The following is a 12,659-nucleotide window of genomic DNA, read 5'->3' as shown; positions in this document are numbered from 1 at the left end:
GGCCCCGGTGAAATTCACCGGCCGGCCCTGATCACCAGTCGCGCCCAGCCGGGCAGCGCCGCGCGCCCGTCGGCGCGGGCCCGCACCACGACCGGCCGGTACGGCGCCAGGGCGGCGAGGGTGTCGGCGAGCTGCGCGCGGGCCAGCCGGGCCCCCGGGCAGGAGTGCGCGCCGGCGCCGAACACGAGCCGGGCGGTCCGGGCCGGTGCCGGCGCGGCGCAGTCCGGCCCGGCGCGGTGCGCCCCGGCGGCATGCCGGGCGACCAGCAGCAGCCGGTCCCCGGCCCGGACCGGGCAGCCGGCCACGGTAGCGGCCCCGGCGGCCACCCGGGGCAGCACCGGGCTCGGCGCGGTGACCCGCAGCAGCTCGTCGACCAGGACGTCCCGGTCACCGGCCGCGTCGGCCCGGTCCCACAGCCGGTCGTCGGCGCACCAGGCGACCGCGCGCGGGATGCCGGACACGGTGGTGTTGACCGCGGCGAGTGCCAGCATGCCGGCCAGGCCGGCGTGCTGCGGCGGCAGGTCGAGCAGCTCGGCCAGGTCGGCGACGGCCCGGCGGGCGGCGCGGGCCCGCCCGGGTGGGCGCGGGCCGGGGAGCTGCTCGGCGGCGGTCGTGGCGGCGGCGTGGCGGGCCGCCTCGGCCAGCGCGACCGGGTCGGCGTCCACCCCGAGCAGCGCCGCTGTGGTGGCCCCGGCCAGCTCGGCGACCACCGGCACCAGGTCCACCGGTTCGCCTGCGCCCAGCGGGGCCAGCCGCCGCAGCAGCACCGCCGTCCAGACCGGACGCAGCCGAGCCACCCCGGCGGGGCCGAGGCCGTCGGTGAGGGCGCGGCGGGCCTGCCGGTGCTCGGGGCCCTGCTGGTCGAACAGGAGCCCGTCGGTGCCGAGCCGGCGGGCGGTGCCGCCCACGGTGCCGGCGGCGGCCCGGTCCAGGGGGGTCCGGGTGAGCGCGTCGAGGTAGCCGTCCGGGTCGTGCACCACCAGCGTCCGTCCCAGCCGCACCGCCGGCCAGCGTCGGGTCGCCGCGAGCAGGGTGAACAGCACCGGGTACCGCCGCAGGTAGACCCGGCGGTCCCGGCGTCGTCCCCGGCTCGGCGCCGGACGCCGCCGGTCCGCGTCGACGCCCCCAGTGCGGGCTCCGTTCGGCTGCTCAGCCACGGGGTCGACCGCCCGCCGGCGCACGCCGGCCGGTCGCGGCGGCGGCGAGGATGGCCGCGGCGGCCCGGTCCGGCTTGCGGGAACGGCCCTTGGTCGGCACCGGGGCGAAGACCAGCGAGTCGGGCCGGGCGGTGCCCATCCCCGCCGCGACCTGGTCGAGGGCCCGGCGCAACCGCCGCGGGTCGACGCCCGGCTCGGGCTCGACGACGGCGACGAGCCGTTCGTCGCCGTCCTCGGCCGGCACGCCGACCAGCACCGCCAGGTTGACCCCGGGGACGTGCAGGGCCGGCTCGTACAGGCCGGGGTAGATGTTCTCCGCGCCGCGCAGGATCATGTCCTTGCTCCGCCCGCCGAGGACGACCCGGCCGCCGTCGAGCCGGGCGACATCGCCGGTGTCCACCCACTCGTGCGGGGCCTCGCCCAGGTAGCGGTGCGCCTGGCCGGGGCCGGTGAGCAGCAGCCGCCCGCCCGGCTCGACCCGGGTCCGCACGCCCGGCAGCGGTGCCCCGACGAGGTCCCCCTCACCGGCGAAGGCGGCCTTTTCGCCGGCCTCGACGGCGGCGGCCGGGAAGAGTTCGGTCAGCGCGTACACCCCCCACGCCTGCTCGGCGCCGGCCCGCCGGAGCCGGTCGAGCAGGGCGGCGCTCACCGGCGCCGAGCCGCTGTAGAACCGACCGGACAGCCGGGGCCGCCGGGCCAGCAGCGCCCGCAGCTGGGGCGGGGTGAGGTAGCTGGCCTGCGGGCGCAGCCGGGCCACCTGCCGGGCGAGCACGCGGGGCGACCGGGCCGGCAGGGCGACGGGGGCGCCGCTGACCAGGGCGGGCACCAGGACGAAGAACATGCCGCCGAGCACCGGCTCGTCGGGTAGCGGCCGGACCAGGTCTGCGACGGCGCGCATCCCGGCGTCCAGCCCGGCCCGCCGGTGGACCACCGCCCGGGGGCTGCTGGTCGTGCCGGAGGTGAAGATGACGACGGCGTCGCCGTCCTGCCCGGTGCGGTCGGGCACCGGCCCCGACCGGGGGCACAGCGCCGGGGCGCAGCCGGGCAGCCGACGGCCCACGGTACGCACCGGGCCCAGCTCGGCCAGCCGGGGCAGGGCCAGCTGGGCCCGGCCGGCCAGCGGTCGCGCCCACCCGGCGACCGCCTGCGCCGCCGCGTCGGCGACGACGAGGGCGGGGCGGGCCAGGGCCAGCCGCGCGGTGAGCACCTCCGGGCCGGCGCTGGGGTCGAGCACCGCCGCCCGCAGCCCGAGCCGGTGCGCGGCGAGCAGGATCGACAGCGCCCGGGGGCCGGGGCGGACCGCCACGCCGAGGGTGTCCCCGGCGGTCAGCCCGTGGTGGTGCAGGGCTGCGGCGTACCCGTCGGCGAGGTCGGCCAGCTCGCCACGGGTGGCGCGGATGCGGGGCCGGCCGGACCGGGCGGTGGTGAGCACCGCCGGCCGGTCCGGGTGGCGGCGCAGCGCGGCGGCCAGTTCGTCGAGCATCGGAAACTCGCTCTCCTGGTGCTGGGGTGTCGGTCAGCGGGGGTCCGGGGACAGCCGGCCGCTGCCCCGGTCCAGGTACCAGGAGGCGGTGCGGCGCAGGCCGTACGCCCGCAGCCGGCGGGTCGAGTTCTCCACCACCATGCTCCGGTCGTGGACGATGTCGCCGGTGTGCCGGCGTACCCGGTTGAGGAACTCCCGGTCGGTCGGCGACGGGCGGCGCGGCATGCCGCCGGCGCCGAGGTAGGCGGCCGGGGTGATCGCCATGTTGTTGCCGGCGTGCATCCGGTACGGGGCCCGGTAGCCGGGCCCCCGGTGGGCGGGCCGGAGCCGGCCGAAGGCGGCGGCGACGGCGACCAGGCCGCGGAACACTGCACGGCCGAACGGGCCGTGCTCGTCGCGGCGGGCCTCGATCCGGCCGCAGGCCATCGCCGCGCCGCCGGTGAGCGTGCGGCGGGCCGCCGCCACCCAGCCGGGCCGGGGCAGGCAGTCGGCGTCGGTACGGGCCAGCAGCGTCGCCCCGCGCGCAATGGCGTGCCGGAAGCCGGTGTCCACGGCGGCGCCGACGCCCCGCTGCCGCTCCTCGGCCAGCAGGGTCGGCACCGGCGACCGGGCGGCGAACCGGCGAACCGCCTCGGCGGTGCCGTCGGTGGAGGCGTTGTCCACCACCAGCAGGGTGAAGTCGAGGTCGGTCTGCCGGGACAGCGCGTCCAGGGTGGCCCCGATCCGGGCGGCCTCGTTGTAAGCGGGCACGACCACCCACAGCGCGGTCACGACTTCTCCCAGACCATGGTCATCACGCTGACGCCGCCGCCGAGGCCGATGAACAGCACCCGGTCGCCGGGGCGCAGCCCGGCGTCGACGCGGGCGAGCTGCACGCCGAGCGTGGCGCTGGCCAGGTTGCCCAGCTCGGCCACGGTGATCTCCAGCTTGTCCCGGGGTACGCCGGTCACCTCGACGAACCGGTCCAGGTAGGGCAGGGTGACCTGGTGGACCAGCACCCGGGCGTAGTCGGCCCAGTCCAGCCCGGTGCGGTGCCGGACCCGGTGCAGGATGTCCGTGCCGATCTTCTCGAACACGTCGCGCAGCGCCCGCCCGTCGCCGGTGAAGTAGGTGTGCTCGTCGCCCCGGGGATGCCGGGAGCCGCCGCCGGGGATGCCGCCCACCGTCCAGTGCTCGGACCAGGTCTCGGTGTCGACGTCGACGATCCCGCCCCGGGCGACCGGTTCCACCAGCACGGCGGCCCCGGCGTCGCCGAACGTGTAGCCGGCGAAGGCGCTGCGGGCCTGGTCGAGGTCGGTGAGCTGCCAGCGCATCGCCCGGGTCGGTGTCTCGCCGGTCACCACCAGGGCGCGCCGGGCGCGGCCGGCGAGGACGGCCGACCGGGCCAGGTCGATGCCGTTGAGGAAGCTGTTGCAGGCGTTGGTGACGTCGAGGGCGTGCGCCCGGCCGCCCAGCTCCGCCTGCACGATGTGTGCGGTGGCCGGCTCGACGACGTCCCGGCTGGCGGAGGCGAACAGCAGCAGGTCCACCTCCTCCGGCTCGCGGCCGGCGGCGGCGAGCGCCTGTCGGGCGGCGCGGACCGCCAGGGTCGAGGCGTACTCCCCGTCGCCGGCCATCCGGCGGGAGGAGATGCCGGTGATCCGCGACAGCAGCCCGTCCGGCAGGTGCAGACCGCTGGCCTCGGCGATGCGGCGGTGCAGGTCGGCGGTGGGCACGACATGGTCGGGCAGGCTGACGCCGACGGCGGTGATGCCCACTCGTTCCCGGACGGAAGGCGGCGCTGACGTGGGGGCGATCATGCGTTGAGCTTGCCCAACGTCGCGGGCGGGCGGATGAGTAGGGGTGCTCATGTTCGCCGGGTGACGATCCGGACACGTCACCGCCGCCGCCCGGGCCCGGCCCCGCGATGGCGGTGGACGAGCCCGGGCGGGCGATGGCGGTGGACGGCCCGGGCGGGCGGGGGCCGTTCCGCGACCGCATCGCGGGATCCGCCGGCCTACCGGTAGAGGGTGATCGCGACCTCGGCGCCGTACTGGATCGGCTGGGTGAGCGGCAGCGTGAAGGGCTCGCCCCACCACGGCGGCGGAGGCGGCGGCCGGCGCCACCACCAGTACAGCCACCACCAGAGGTCGTTGCCGCACCAGGCCGAGTAGAGGTAGTCGTCGACGGCCACGATCGCCACCGGACCGCCCGGCTTGGCGGCACCGGCCGCCGTCGTCACCGACTGCTGCCACCCGCCGGCCATGTTGGTCACCACCCGGACCGCGCCGTCGGAGCCGGCGAAGAACACGTTCGACGGTCCTCCGGTGAACTGCGCCGCCGCGAGGCGGGCACCGGCCGGGGCCGCGCCGGCACCGGTGATCGCCACCGGCTGCCAGGGCTCGGGGCGCGGGCCGAAGGCGAAGCCCACCTGCCAAATCCGGCCGTCCAGCCCGGCGACGTACGCCTGCACGCCGGTCGTGGCGGCCACGGCGACCCCGCCGCCGGGCGGCGCCAGGCCGGCCGGACCGGCCGGGATCGTCGCCCAGGTGCCGGCAGAGGTACGCCAGACCGAGGTCAGCGCGCCGTCGGCGCCGACGAAGACCACTCCTGGCATGGTGGACTGCCGGGTCGCGGCGACGACCGCCCCGGGCGGCGCGAGGCCGGGCGCGGACACCCGCTGGGGGCCGCCGCCGGGCCGCACCAGGCGGTTGTAGGAGGCGCTGTAGATCGCCCCGTCGGTGCCGGCGAAGAAGACGTGCAGGTAACCGGCCGAGTCGGTCACCGCGCTCACCTTGGCGCCGGGCGGGGCGAGGCCGGCCGCCCCGTCCCGGTACACGCTGACGTTGGAGGTGGCCGAGCTGGTGACGGCGGCGACGAGCCCGCCCTGGGTGCCGATGACGAACGCGGCGACGTTGCCGTCCGGCTGCCGGGCTGCGCCGACGCCCGCACCCGGCGGGGCCACGGCCGTGCTGCCGAACGGGGTGATGCCGGCCGACGACGCCAGGTAGAGGCGCCCGTCCTGGCCGACGGTGAAGCTCACGACCTGCGACGCCGCGGCCTGCGCGGCCCGCGCGGGTGGCGCCCCGGTCGGGGTGACGGTCAGAGCCAGTGCGGCTGCGACCGCCACCGCGACGCGGGGGCGCCGGAAGCGGGTGGATATCACGATGTCCTCTCCGTTCGCCGGATACCGGGATGACAGGTTCTCGGCCCGGGCGAGGTCATCGCCAGAAACCGGCTGAACGGGTAGCCATCTGTGCGAACACCCATCCGGCGGAGCTCCGCAGCCCGCCGTCCGGCGCCCCGAGTCGCCGCTCCCGGCCACGCGTCCGCCGCTCTCCGGGCCCCTGAGCAGGGGAAAACCGCGCCTGCATCGGCCCGCCCGGCGTCCGGCGTCCGGGAATCCGCCGGACGGCCCGCGCTTGCGTCATCGTTCAGGCTGGGGCACTGGTCGCTGCGCCGGGTAAGCCCGGTCAGCCCGGGTCGGGCAGGATTCCGGCAGCCGGTGCGGGCGGGCTCAGGGGCGACCCGGGAGGTGGGCGATGTCCGGGGCCGGCTGGCCCTGGGCGGACATCAGCACCACGATCGCCCGCCGCAACCTCACCGGGCCCTTCGCCGTCCGGGTGACCCGCTGCAACCGCTGACCCTCGACCATCGACACCTGCCGGACGAACACCTCCGGACGCCTACCCACGCCACCACCTCCCAGACCAGCACGATGGGAGACAGCCTGCCCGACACATCCTCAGACCGACGGATTACCCGATCAACATTCAAAGACGAGGCACTCATTATCCAGTTTGGAAGAAGCGCGGAATTTCGCTGCGGTACGGCACATGGTTCATCCCTGCCTGCACCCTGGCTAACTTCGATGAATCATCACAGCGATGGCCGAGCCCATGGATCTTTCGCCGAGTAGTCGACCAACCAGAATCCGGGCCGAGAAAGGTAGACTTCGTTGTCACGGGCGACCGGCGAAGCATCCGGTGGTGAGGAGGACCCGATGACACCTCGGCCGTGTACGGACGGCACATTCCAGCACCTGTCGGTGGATCTCGCTCTCGACCGCGCTGGGGATCACGGGTATTCGGGTCTCACGCTGTGTTCGGCTCCGGAGCGTCCGGTCTGGGGCCATGACCAGTGGGCGATCGACCTTGCCTACGAAATGCATCGCAGCGACACGTACGTCGACATCGCCGCGTTGCCGCCGTGTGTGGAGTGCCTGCGGGTGGCGGAGTTGCTGGCCGACCCCGATACGGCGCCGCCGCTGCATCGGAGGCCTCCCCCGCCGGATTTCGCTTCGGGATTCACCGGTGACGCGATTCGGATCGCCCTGCGCACCGACATCGCCACCGGCGCCTTGCTCGGCCAGCGGGCCGCCGTGCACCTGCTGACCTTCACCGGGCTCCCGGACCAGCCGGGCTTCGGTGACCTCGTGCGGATCCTGGATCTGTTGTGGGACGACGAGATCGTGCGGATGGGGCAGGTCACCGATTGGTCGGCGGTGGTCGGATTCGCGGCGACCGCCGACGTGCCGGACCGTGACCGGCGAATGATCGCCGTGGCCGCGAGCCTCGCTGGCGGGCCGCCGGTCGACCTCGGAGCCGCCGCCAGCTTCGCCGATGACCCAGCGGCGGCCCGACGGGTGGTCGAGGCGGTCGCGATCGCCACGGGTCACGGCGACCGGTGAAAGCTCACGGAGTCACCCGCTCCGAGCGCCCACACCTAACTGCGGTACGTCCACCGCCGCCACTTCCGCTCCGACGCTCGCCTGAAGATCGTTACCTGGGCCGAACACCGTGCGACACGTCGGTGGCGATGGTCCGGTCGCGTGTCCGGTCGTATTGCCACGCTCCGCTGACGGATCCGGTGGCGAGCCGGAGATGCCCACCGTCTGCTAGCTAGCAAGCGTCGGGGGCCAGCCTGGCCCGAACCTGGTCGGCGTCCGGGTGACCGAGCCGGTCGAGGATGTCGACCGCCCGACGCCAGGCGGTGCGGGCGGCCCCGGCAGCCCCGGCGGCGTGGCGGGTGTCGCCGAGGTGCGTCAGCGTGGTGGCCTCGAAGTAGCGCTCGCCGGCCTCCCGCCAGAGCGCGAGCGCGCGTTCGTAGCAGTCGACGGCCTCCGCGGCCTGGCCGAGGTGGTGGTGCGCGTAGCCGAGGCTGTCCCAGGCGTGGGCCTCCCAGTACCGGTTGCCGGCGCGCTGCTGCTGGGCGAGGGCCCGCCGGCAGTAGTCGAGCGCGCGCCGGTGGTCCCCGAGTTGGATGTGGTACCAGCCGATGTTGTTGAGCGCGTTGCCCTGACCGTAGGCGTGACCCGCGGTCTCGAACAGGTCGAAGGCGCGTTGCGCGTGTCCGAGGGCCTGCCGGTGGTGGCCCTGCCGTTCGGCCAGGATGCCGAGGTTGAGCTGGGTCCGGGCGCTGCCGACGTGGTCGCCGAGCGCACCGTGCAGGTCGAGGGCCTGCTCCAGGTGCGCACGGGCCTCGTCGTGGGCGCCCAGCCGCAGGCACGCCACGGCGCGGTTGCGGTGCGCCCGGGCCTGGCCGTTGCGGTCGCCCGCCTGCGCGGCGGCGCGCAGCGCCAACTGCTGAGCTGTCGACTGGTCCTGCCAGGCCCCCACCCGGTCGAGGTAGGTGTTGACGCTCCAGGCGAGTTGCCAGGCGTGGGCCCCGAAGCCGTTGCCGGCGGCGAGGGCGACGGCGGCGAGCAGCACCCGGTGCTCGGCGGTGAGCCAGGCCCACGCCCCGTCGCGGTCGCGCAGCTCCGGCAGCGCCGCGCCGGGGTCCGCCGCCGGCAGGTCGATGTGGTCGCGGTGCCGGTAGAGCAGCAGGTCCGCGGCGTGGGCGGTGTGCAGGTAGTGGTCGAGCAGCCGGCCCAGCGCGGCCCGGCGCACGGGCTCGGGGTCGGTGGTCCGGGTCAGCTCGGCGGCGTACACGGCGAGGAGGTCGTGCAGGGCGTACCGGCCGGGGGTGGGCTCGGCGAGCAGGTTCGCCCGGGTCAGGGTCGCCAGCGGTTCCCGGACCCGCGCGACGGTGGTGGCGGCGAGGCTGGCGGCGGCCGCGACGGAGAGGTCCGGGCCGGGGTGCAGCCCCAGCAGCCGGAACAGCGCCGCCGCGGCCGGCTCCAGGCTCTGGTACGACCAGGACAGCACCGACCGCACGTCGGCGGCGGCCTCCCCGCCGGAGAACCCGTCGAGGCTGCCCCGGTTGTCGTCCAACTCGTCGGCGAGCCGGGCGAGCGGGAACTCCGGTTGGGTGGCGGCCCGCGCGGCGACGACGGCCAGGGCCAGCGGCAGCCCCGCCGACGCCCCGACGATGCGGTCCACCGCGTCCGACTCGTCGGCCACCCGGACCGCGCCGAGGCGTCGGGACAGCAACTCGCGGGCCTCGGCGGCGGACAGCAGGTCCAGGGCGAGCGGGTGGGCGCCCTGGACGGCGACGAGGCCCGGCATCCGGTGCCGGCTGGTCACCAGCACCAGGCAGCCCGGCGAGCCGGGCAACAGTGGTCGCACCTGGTCGGCGTCGCGCGCGTTGTCCAGCAGCACGAGCATCCGCCGGCCGGCCAGCAGGCTGCGGAAGAGCCCGGCCTGGGCGGCGAGTCCGGTCGGGGTCCGCTCCGGCGGCACCGCGAGCGCCTCCAGGAAACCGCCCAGCGCCTCCGCCGGGCTCGTCGTCCTCCCGTCGGGGTCGAACCCGCGCAGGTTGACATAGAGCTGCCCGTCCGGGAACCGGTCGGCCACCTGGTGTGCCCAGTGCACGGCGAGGGCGGTCTTGCCGACCCCCGCCGTCCCGCCGATCGCGGAGATCAGCACCGGGCCCGGGGCAGCGGCCGGGTCGGCCAGCAGCGCGGTCAGCGCGGCGAGCTGGGACGCCCGCCCCACGAAGTGCGGCACCGCCGCGGGCAGTTGCCGGGGCACCATCCACTGCCCGGGCGTCCGCCGGTCCCGGCCGACCGGCTCGGGCGGTGGCGCGGCCCGGGCCCGGCGGCCGAGTTGGGCCCGGGCCGCGCCGCCGAGCCGGTCGCCGGCCCGGGCGGCGTCGGCCGCCCGCAACAGATGCCAGTGCGCGTCCTCCCACCGGGCGAGTTCCGTCAGCTCCGCCGGCAGCCGGGCGCCGACCTGCTCGGCGTGGGCGCGACAGGCGTCGACGTACGCGACGACGAAGTCCCACTCGGGCAGGGACTTGGCGTTGAGCTTGTCGCTGAGGGTGGACCGGGCGAGCCGTCGCCCCAGCCCGGCGGCGACCGCGACCAGCGTGTTCAACGACGGTCCCCCGGCGAGCGTCCGGAGCCGCGTGAGCTCGCCGACGAACACCACGAGCGCGTCCCGACCGGTCTCCCCCACGTCCCACCTTCCCGACACACGGACGAGCTTCGATGAGCTGGGGTCAGGGTAGCCACCCGGGGCCGGTGCTGTCCCGACCGCCGGTGGCCCGCCGAGGAATGGCCGACCGCCGCCGCTGCCAAGGCTCCGGCCGGCCGCCCGCGGACGGGCTCCGGTCACCACAGTGGACGGGCGACCGGAGACGCCGCAGTTCCGCGCGGGCCGGGCCGGGCCGGCAGCACGCTGGGAACGGCGGTGTGCGTGACTGCCGGACAGCGGACAGCGAGGCCGCCCCTGAGCCGCTACCGTGGACGGTGCTCCTGCGGTTGGTGCTCCCCCGAGTTCCTGACGAGCCGGGTGGGCGGTGCGACTGATGCGGCCGGCCGTGACGGCCAACGCGTTGCTGGTCGCGGTCGGGCCATCGCGAGGGTCCTCGGCTTCGCCGCCGCCCCCGCCACGACCAAGGAGAACCGGCATGAAACCTCAGCTTCTGGTGGTGACCCCCGGCGGACAGTGGTTCCGGGAGTACCTGCTGAACAGCATCAGCCAGGATTACCGGGTGCACCTGTTCTGCGACCGGGAACCGGCCTGGGAACGGGAGTACCTGCACGGCTGGACGGTGCTGAACACCCTCGACGTGGACGCCATGACCGCCGCCGCCCGCGCCGTGTCGGCCGAGAACCGCATCGACGGGGTGATCTGCTGGGACGAGACCCGGATCCTGGGCGCCTCGCGGGTGACCGAGGCGCTCGGGCTGCCCGGCGGCGACCCCGAGGTGGTGGCCCGCTGCCGGGACAAGCACCGCACCCGGCTGGCGCTGGCCGCCCGGAACGTGCCGCAGCCACGCTCGCTGCCGGTCGCCGACGTCGACGCGGCGCTGGCCGCCGGCCGGTCGACCGGGTACCCGGCCGTGCTGAAGCCCCGCGCGCTGGGCGGCAGCATCGGGGTCACGGTGGTGCGCTCTCCGGCGGAGGTGGCCGCCGGGTTCGCGATCGCCGACACCGGCCACGCCGCGCTGCCCGAGGTCCCCGCCGACGACTGGGGGATCCTGTGGGAGGAGTACGCCGACGGGCCGGAGATCAGCGTCGACGCGGCGGTGTTCCGGGGCGAGGTGCGGCCGATCTGCGTGGGCCACAAGCAGCTCGGCTTCGCGCCGTACTGCGAGGAGGTCGGCCACCTCGTCGACGGCGCCGACCCGTTGCTGACCGATCCGGAGCTGCTCGCCCTGCTGCGGGACACCCACGCCGCGCTCGGTTTCACCGACGGCATGACCCACACCGAGCTGCGGCTGACCGCCAACGGCCCGCGGGTGATCGAAGTCAACGCGCGCGTCGGCGGCGACCTGATCCCGTATCTCGGGCTGCTCGTCGGCGGAACCGACCCCGGGCTGGCGGCGGCGGCGGTCGCCTGCGGCCGGCAGCCGCGCACGGTGCAGCCGGCGGCCCGGGTCGCGGCGATCAGATTCTTCTACCCGGAGCACGACGACACGGCCGTCGGGTCGGTGCGCGTCGACGGCGGCCTGCCGCCCGCAGTCGACCGGTTCGTCGTGCTGGCCGAGCCGGGCGCCACACTGTCGCCGCCGCCGAAGGGCACGATGGTGGGCCGGGTCGCCTACGCCACGGTCGTGGCCGACGACCGCCAGGAGTGCCTGGCAGCGCTGGACGCGGTGCAGGAGCGCCTGCGCATCCTGCCGCCGGACGCCGCCTGACCCGTCTCGCCCTCGCCCGTCAGGACGGGTTCGGCGGTGGGGCCACCGACGAGCGGGGCGCCACGCCGGTCGCCCGGACCGGGAAGGGGCGGTGTCCCGCCCCTTCCCGGTCCGGCGGGCCGACTCAGGACAGGAACTTGTCCAGCGCCGCCTCGATGCTGCCGCTGTCCGGCGCGGCGTACGACTTCATGGTGGTCTTGTTGTACGAGATGAAGCTCGGGCAACGGTTGGCCGGGGCGCTCACGGTGCCGCCGTCGCCGATCTTCTCGCCGGTCTTCGCCGCGTAGAACGTCAGCGTGTAGCGCGAGGAGATGTAGGAGACGGCCACGGTCTTGCCCGCGCTGTCCTTGTAGTTGCACTCCTTGGGCGCGCCCTCGCTGCCGGCCACGACCTTCAGGCACCCGACCACGGACACCGTCTGGAAGTCGGCCGACTTGGCGTAGTACGGCTTGTTCGAGCTCACCGACTTCGACGACCAGGACGACGGCCGGTCAGGAGAGTTCGAGAAGGCGTACGCCTTGGCGCCGGACGGGCCGTTGTACGGTGCCGCGTTCAGGATCTGGCCGCCGTCGCAGACCGCGGACAGCTCGCTGGAGTAGCGGGCGGTCACCCCGTTGTTGTTGTTCGGCTGCTCCTGCGACTGGGACGGCTGCGGCTCCGCCGAGGGGTCCGTGCTCGGCTGCGGGCCGTCGGTGGGGTTCGCGGGCGTGGACGCGGACGCGATCGGCTTGGGGTCCTCGTCGTCATCGTTGACGAGTAGAAACCCGATGCCGGTGCCGCACAGCGCGAGCAGGACGACCACGGCGGCGCCCACGGACAGCCCGATGACCAGCCCCCGGTTCGACTTCTGCGGCGGCGGCACGGGGGTGGCGAACTGCGGCGGCGGCTGGCCGTAGGCGGGGTATCCGCCCGGCTGAGCCGGTGGGGCCGGCGGCCCGCTCCATGGAGTGACGTTCGGGTCCGGCTGCCCTCCGTACGGAGGTTGACTGTGGGTCATCTGAAGCCCTTATCGC

Annotated in this window: 10 protein-coding genes; 2 read left to right on the top strand and 8 right to left on the bottom strand. The window is 75.6% G+C overall.

Annotated elements, in window-relative coordinates; all coding sequences use genetic code 11:
• Positions 1-14 precede the first annotated feature (14 nt).
• The 6 genes from ACQPZO_RS13135 to ACQPZO_RS13110 form a co-directional block, all read right to left on the bottom strand.
• Entirely contained in the window at positions 15-1,157 is a 1,143-nt protein-coding gene (locus tag ACQPZO_RS13135; protein WP_433350120.1) for a cytochrome P450, read from the bottom strand.
• Positions 1,150-2,640, bottom strand: coding sequence for a class I adenylate-forming enzyme family protein (locus tag ACQPZO_RS13130; RefSeq protein ID WP_433350118.1), 1,491 nt, complete (start codon positions 2,638-2,640; stop codon positions 1,150-1,152). The genes ACQPZO_RS13135 and ACQPZO_RS13130 overlap by 8 nt, the downstream gene beginning before the upstream one ends.
• Positions 2,641-2,673: 33 nt before the next feature.
• Positions 2,674-3,411, bottom strand: a complete 738-nt coding sequence (locus ACQPZO_RS13125) for a glycosyltransferase family 2 protein (protein ID WP_433350116.1) — start codon at positions 3,409-3,411, stop codon at positions 2,674-2,676.
• The gene (locus tag ACQPZO_RS13120) at positions 3,408-4,439 is read right to left on the bottom strand and encodes a 3-oxoacyl-ACP synthase III family protein (protein WP_433350114.1); all 1,032 of its coding nucleotides are present in this window, start codon (positions 4,437-4,439) and stop codon (positions 3,408-3,410) included. The genes ACQPZO_RS13125 and ACQPZO_RS13120 overlap by 4 nt, the downstream gene beginning before the upstream one ends.
• Before the next feature lie 197 nt (positions 4,440-4,636).
• Positions 4,637-5,785, bottom strand: a complete 1,149-nt coding sequence (locus tag ACQPZO_RS13115) for a hypothetical protein (RefSeq protein WP_433350113.1) — start codon at positions 5,783-5,785, stop codon at positions 4,637-4,639.
• 351 nt (positions 5,786-6,136) lie between these two features.
• Positions 6,137-6,313, bottom strand: a complete 177-nt coding sequence (locus tag ACQPZO_RS13110; protein ID WP_433350111.1) for a hypothetical protein — start codon at positions 6,311-6,313, stop codon at positions 6,137-6,139.
• 309 nt (positions 6,314-6,622) lie between these two features.
• On the opposite strand from ACQPZO_RS13110, the gene ACQPZO_RS13105 reads away from it, so the two are divergent.
• The gene (locus tag ACQPZO_RS13105; protein WP_433350109.1) at positions 6,623-7,309 is read left to right on the top strand and encodes a hypothetical protein; all 687 of its coding nucleotides are present in this window, start codon (positions 6,623-6,625) and stop codon (positions 7,307-7,309) included.
• Between the two features lie 211 nt (positions 7,310-7,520).
• Here the strand turns inward: ACQPZO_RS13105 and ACQPZO_RS13100 are convergent, their stop codons facing one another.
• Positions 7,521-9,959: an ATP-binding protein gene (locus tag ACQPZO_RS13100; protein WP_433350107.1), complete on the bottom strand. Its 2,439-nt coding sequence runs from the start codon at positions 9,957-9,959 to the stop codon at positions 7,521-7,523.
• A gap of 454 nt (positions 9,960-10,413) precedes the next feature.
• Between ACQPZO_RS13100 and ACQPZO_RS13095 the strand changes: the two genes are divergently transcribed.
• Positions 10,414-11,646, top strand: a complete 1,233-nt coding sequence (locus ACQPZO_RS13095; protein ID WP_433350105.1) for an ATP-grasp domain-containing protein — start codon at positions 10,414-10,416, stop codon at positions 11,644-11,646.
• Positions 11,647-11,770: 124 nt separating this feature from the next.
• Here ACQPZO_RS13095 and ACQPZO_RS13090 read toward each other — a convergent pair whose 3' ends face one another.
• On the bottom strand, positions 11,771-12,643 hold the full coding sequence (locus tag ACQPZO_RS13090) for a hypothetical protein (protein WP_433350103.1): 873 nt from the start codon (positions 12,641-12,643) through the stop codon (positions 11,771-11,773).
• Positions 12,644-12,659: the final 16 nt, after the last annotated feature.

This window comes from Micromonospora sp. CA-111912 (assembly GCF_050948415.1).
Taxonomy (GTDB): domain Bacteria; phylum Actinomycetota; class Actinomycetes; order Mycobacteriales; family Micromonosporaceae; genus Micromonospora.
Note: the sequence above shows the minus strand (reverse complement) of the source record. Positions and strands in the feature narration are given on the sequence as shown.

Bases quoted from the DNA above. Each gene is read 5' to 3' on its own strand.
- ACQPZO_RS13130 (WP_433350118.1), bottom strand. From the start codon at position 2,640: ATGCTCGACGAACTGGCCGCCGCGCTGCGCCGCCACCCGGACCGGCCG.
- ACQPZO_RS13095 (WP_433350105.1), top strand. From the start codon at position 10,414: ATGAAACCTCAGCTTCTGGTGGTGACCCCCGGCGGACAGTGGTTCCGG.
- ACQPZO_RS13090 (WP_433350103.1), bottom strand. From the start codon at position 12,643: ATGACCCACAGTCAACCTCCGTACGGAGGGCAGCCGGACCCGAACGTC.
- ACQPZO_RS13120 (WP_433350114.1), bottom strand. From the start codon at position 4,439: ATGATCGCCCCCACGTCAGCGCCGCCTTCCGTCCGGGAACGAGTGGGC.
- ACQPZO_RS13105 (WP_433350109.1), top strand. From the start codon at position 6,623: ATGACACCTCGGCCGTGTACGGACGGCACATTCCAGCACCTGTCGGTG.